The following is a 4,983-nucleotide window of genomic DNA, read 5'->3' as shown; positions in this document are numbered from 1 at the left end:
CCGGGGGCCCGGCCGGGGGGCCCGGGCCCCGCGGGGCCCGCGGCCGGGCCCCCTACCGTGGGTGCCATGAGCGCGTTCATCGACGCCCTGTGCACGGCCGCGCAGGGCACCACCGGCATGACCACGGGCGAACCCCGGGAGCCCATCCGCACCACGTGGGCCCAGGTCCACGCCAAGGCCTGCGCGGGCGCGCGGGTGCTGGCCGCCGCCGGGGTCGGCCCCGGGGACGCGGTGGCCGTGCTGGCCGCCCAGCCGGCCGAGGTGGCTCCGGTGGCCCAGGCCGCCTGGCTGGCCGGGGCGTCGGTGACGATGCTGCATCAGCCGACCGCCCGCACCAACCTGGCCACCTACGCCCAGGACACCGCCGCGGTGCTGTCCCTGGTGGGCGCGAAGGCGGCGGTGCTGGGCGAACCGTTCACCGAGTTCGTGGAGCTGCTGGCCGGTACCGGGGTGCAGGCCTTCACCGTCGCGCAGCTGGTCGCCGAGCCCGGCGGGCCGGCCCCGGAGGTGGAGATCGACGAGGACCGGCCGGCGCTGCTGCAGCTGACCTCCGGGTCGACCGCGACCCCCAAGGCGGTCCGTATCACCCACCGGAACCTCTGGGCCAACATCGAGTCGATGTGCGCCGCCGCGGACATCCGGCCGGGCGAGGTCATGGTCTCCTGGTTGCCGCTGTTCCACGACATGGGGATGGTCGGGTTCCTGACCCTGCCGATGTGCCGGGGGATCGAGCTGGTCACCGTGACCCCCACCGATTTCCTGGCTTCGCCGCTGATCTGGCCGCAGCTGATCAGCAAGTACCGCGGAACCATCACCGCCGCACCGAATTTCGCGTTCGCGTTGACCGCGCGGGTGCTGGCCCGGGTCGCGCCGGGTGAGCTGGACCTGAGCAGCCTGCGGTTCGCGCTGAACGGGGCCGAGCCGATCGACGTGGCCGCGGTGCGCGGCTTCCTGGCCGCCGGTGCCCCGTTCGGCCTGCCGGAGACGGCGGTCGTCTGCGCCTACGGCATGGCGGAGGCGTCGCTGGCGGTGTCGTTCCATCCGTGGGGCACCCCGCTGAAGGTGGACACCGTCGACACCGCCGCCCTGGAGAACGACCGCAAGGCGGTGTCCGTCGACCAGGGCCGCTCCTTCCCGGTGCTCGGACCGCCGCTGGCCGGCATCGAGGTCCGGGTGCGCGGCGAGCACGGGCAGTGGCTGGGCGAGCGCGAGGTCGGCGTGCTGCACCTGCGGGGCGAGTGCGTGACGGCGCAGTACCTGACGGTGGATGGTCCGGTGGCCACCCGGGATGCCGAGGGATGGCTCGACACCGGCGATCTGGGTTACCTGGTGGACGGCGAGGTGGTGGTCTGCGGCCGGGTGAAGGACGTCATCATCATGGGCGGCCGGAACATCTACCCGACGGACATCGAACGGGTCGCCCACTCGGTGGCGGGGGTGCGGGCGGGCAACGCGGTGGCGGTCCGCTGGCGCACCCCGGGCGGCCGAGAGTCCTTCGCGGTGGCCGTGGAGGCCCGGGCGGCCAAGGATCCGGCCGAGGCCGGCCGGATCGAGCACGAGGTGCGGTCGGCGGTGACGGCGGAGATCGGCGTCCGGCCGGCCGCGGTGGCGGTGCTGCCGGTGGGCAGCCTGCCCAAGACGCCGTCGGGCAAGCTGCGCCGGGCGGCCGCCGCCCGGCTGATCGTCGCCCCGGAGCCGGCGCTGCCCGTGCAGCCCGGTTCGTCGGAGCAGGTGCCGCTGCCCCGCTGAGCGCCAGGGCCGGGGCCGGGGCCTGTCGGTCCCGGGCCCGGACCGTGGTCAGGGGGCGTGCAACCGGTTCTGGGTCGCTTCCAGGCCCTGCTCGATCAGCAGTTCCACGGCGTCCGCGGCGTTCTCCAGATCGATCGGCAGGTCCTTGCGCTCGGCGGCCGAGAAGTCGCGCAGCACGTAATCGGCGGGGTCCATCCGGCCCGGCGGACGGCCGATCCCGACCCGCACCCGCAGGTAGTCCTTCGTGCCCAGGCTGGCGGAGATGGACCGCAGCCCGTTGTGGCCGCCCTCGCCACCGCCCTGCTTGACCCGGACGGTCGCGGCCGGCAGGTCCAGCTCGTCGTGAACGGCGATCACCTGCGCGGCCGGAACGGAGAAGAACTTGGCCAGGGCGGATGTCGCCCCGCCGGAGAGATTCATGTACGACCGGGGCTTGGCCACGACGACACGACGGGCGCCGAACCGTCCTTCGACGATGTCGGCGCCCGCCTTGTGCGACTTGAATCCCGAGCCGAGCCGGCCGGCCAGCACGTCGGCGACCATCGCGCCCACGTTGTGCCGGTTGCCGGCGTACTGCTTGCCCGGGTTGCCCAGGCCGACCACCAGGAAAGGCGCGGTGCTGGTCACGGTGAGCGCCTCGATCAGGCCTCGGACTCGTCCTGCGGCTCGTCCCGCACCACGCCGGCCTCGGCCTCGGCGGCCTCGGTCTCGGCATCCAGCTCCTCGGCGGTCGGCGCGTTCTGGACGGAGACGACCAGCGCCTCGGCGTCGGTGACCAGGCTGGCACCGGCCGGCAGGGTCACGTCGCCGGCCAGGACCTGGAAGCCGGCCTCGGCATCGGTGAGGTCGACCGTCAGCGCCTCGGGGATGCTCATCGCCTCGACCTCGACGGACAGCGAGGTCAGGTCGTTGAGCACGAGGGTGCCGGAGGCCGCCTCGCCCTCGAGCACGACCGGGATGTCGACGGTGACCTTCTCGCCCCGCCGGACCAGCAGCAGGTCGACGTGCTCGAAGTAGTCGCGCAGCGGGTGCCGGACGACCGACTTGGGCAGGGCCAGCTCCTCGCCGCCGTCCAGCTGCAGGGTCAGCACGGTGTTCGCGCCGCCCTTGAGGGCGTGGGCGAACTCCCGCGCGTCCAGCGACAGGTGGCGGGGGTCGGTGCCGTGGCCGTAGAGCACGGCGGGCACCTTGCCGGCGCGGCGGATGCGGCGGGCGAACCCCTTGCCGAACTCGGTGCGGGACTCGGCGATGAGGCGAACCTCGGACACTTCGGTACTCCTTGCTCAGGTGGATCGGATCGCTACGCCGCGGCGGGGACGTCGGACCGCGCAGCGACGCGCGGGAGTCTCACCCACCGCGTCGATTACGGCCCACCCGGATGGCGCTCGCGCGCAGCACCGGGTCGCCCTCGCCGAGGCAACCCTGCCAGCCTACCCGCCACCGCGCGCAGCTCCTAGCCGGCCGGGCGGCCGAAGCGGCTTTCCCCCGCGGTTCGCGGATCAATCCCGCGCGGGAATGCGGATACCTGCCCCGTCGGCCCGGCTTTGATCAGCGAACCGTCCAGCGACGCCGACCTTCGCTGATCAAAGCCGGGCCGGAATGCGCCTGCCAGGCAGGTGGACGCGGCTTTGATCAGCGAACCAGGGGCTGCGGGCTCAGGCGGTGCCGTCGATCGGCCCGTCGGAGCCGGTCAGCCAGGCCTGCACGCTGTCGTTGTGCTGGCCCAGCAGCGGGGGAGCGGTGTGCTCCCGGTGCCACTCGGCGCCGGTGCCGTCGAAGAACCGCAGCGGCGGCCCGGGCAGTTGCAGTGGCCCGAGTACCGGGTGTTGCACGTCGATCAGCAGACCCTGCGAGCGGGTCTGGTCCCACTGGTAGACCTGCTGCAGGTTCTTGACCTCGCCGCTGGGGACGCCGACCCGGGCGAGTTCGGCGAGCAGGTCGGCCGTCGGGTATTCCGCGAACGCGGCGTCGACGGCCGCTCGGACGGCGGGCCCGTTGCCGACCCGGTCGGCGTTGGTGGCGAAGCCGGGCGCGTCCACCGGGAGGCCGAACGCGGGCGCGAACTTCTGCCAGAGTCCTTCCGAGCCGACCGCGATCTGCACGGTGCCGTCGGCGGAGTGGAACAGGCCGTACGGGCAGATGGAGGGGTGGTGCGGTCCTTCGGCCGCGGGCACCTGGCCGGCGACGGTCCACCGGGTGCCCTGGAACGCGTGCACGCCGACCATCCCGGCCAGCAGTGAGGTGCGGACCAGGCCGCCGAGCCCGGTGCGGGCCCGTTCGGTGAGTTTGGCGACCACGCCGAACGCGCCGTACATGCCGGCCAGCAGGTCGGCGATGGGCACGCCGACCTTGGTCGGGGTCTGCGGGTCCGGGCCGGTCATCGACATGAGACCGCCTTCGCCCTGGGCGATCTGGTCGTAGCCGGCGCGGCCGCCCTGCGGGCCGTCGTGCCCGAAGCCGGAGATCGACAGCACGACCAGGCCGGGGTTGAGTTCGGTCAGCCGGTCCAGCGGGAAGCCCAGGCGGTCCAGGACCCCGGGACGGAAGTTCTCCAGGAGCACGTCGGCCCGGCGGACCAGTTCGGTCAGTGTGTCCCGGCCGGCCGGGCTCTTCAGGTCGAGGGTGATCGACTCCTTGTTCCGGTTGCAGGACAGGAAGTAGGTGGAGATGCCGTCGGCCGGGGCGATGTCGGTGGTCAGTCCGTCCTCCCCGGCCGGGTCCGGGCGGGCGACGAACGGCGGCCCCCAGCCCCGGGTGTCGTCCCCGCCGCCCGGGGTCTCCACCTTGATCACCCGGGCGCCGAGGTCGGCCAGCATCATCGCCGCGTGCGGCCCGGCCAGCGCCCGGGTCAGGTCGACGACGACGATGTCGGACAGAGGACCGCCGTTCACGGTGCGCTCCAATTCCAGTTGATCATGGGAAGAAGGCCGTTCTCCGGTCCGGATTCCGGCCTTCTTACCATGATCAACTCCAAGGGGGGGGGTGAGGGTGGGGGTGGGGGGCAAGGGTGGGGTGGGGGTGAGGTGGTTGGGTCAGCCGAGCTTGACGTTGATCTGCTTGATCTGGGTGAAGGACTCGAGCGCGCCCTCGATGGAGAACTCGCGGCCGATGCCGCTGGCCTTGTACCCGCCGTAGGACTGGCCGATCATCTGCGCGCCGCCCTGGTTGACCTGCACCCAGCCGGATTCGATCCGGTGCGCGGTGTCCAGCGCGTCGGTCAGGTTGTTCGACCAG

Annotated in this window: 5 protein-coding genes; 1 reads left to right on the top strand and 4 read right to left on the bottom strand. The window is 72.9% G+C overall.

Translation table 11 applies throughout. The features are described 5' to 3' along the window. Positions 1–66 precede the first annotated feature (66 nt). Positions 67–1,749 carry a fatty acyl-AMP ligase gene (locus ACOJUF_RS18755; protein WP_420123339.1) on the top strand — a complete coding sequence of 561 codons (1,683 nt, stop codon included), beginning with the start codon at positions 67–69 and terminating at the stop codon, positions 1,747–1,749. A 48-nt stretch (positions 1,750–1,797) separates the two neighbouring features. Here ACOJUF_RS18755 and pth read toward each other — a convergent pair whose 3' ends face one another. The 4 genes from pth to ACOJUF_RS18735 form a co-directional block, all read right to left on the bottom strand. Next, positions 1,798–2,376 (bottom strand): aminoacyl-tRNA hydrolase, encoded by a 579-nt coding sequence (pth, locus tag ACOJUF_RS18750; RefSeq protein ID WP_420123338.1) that lies wholly within the window; start codon positions 2,374–2,376, stop codon positions 1,798–1,800. Between the two features lie 14 nt (positions 2,377–2,390). Beyond that, positions 2,391–3,017, bottom strand: coding sequence for a 50S ribosomal protein L25/general stress protein Ctc (locus ACOJUF_RS18745; RefSeq protein WP_420123337.1), 627 nt, complete (start codon positions 3,015–3,017; stop codon positions 2,391–2,393). A gap of 387 nt (positions 3,018–3,404) precedes the next feature. Continuing rightward, positions 3,405–4,640: a CaiB/BaiF CoA transferase family protein gene (locus tag ACOJUF_RS18740; protein WP_420123336.1), complete on the bottom strand. Its 1,236-nt coding sequence runs from the start codon at positions 4,638–4,640 to the stop codon at positions 3,405–3,407. A gap of 141 nt (positions 4,641–4,781) precedes the next feature. Beyond that, positions 4,782–4,983: aldehyde dehydrogenase family protein (locus ACOJUF_RS18735; protein WP_420123335.1), on the bottom strand; the 202-nt coding region annotated here is incomplete at its 5' end.

The organism is Nakamurella sp., assembly GCF_048594475.1.
Lineage (GTDB): Bacteria > Actinomycetota > Actinomycetes > Mycobacteriales > Nakamurellaceae > Nakamurella.
The sequence above is the reverse complement of the archived record's forward strand: the minus strand, read 5'-3'. Positions and strand labels throughout refer to the sequence as shown.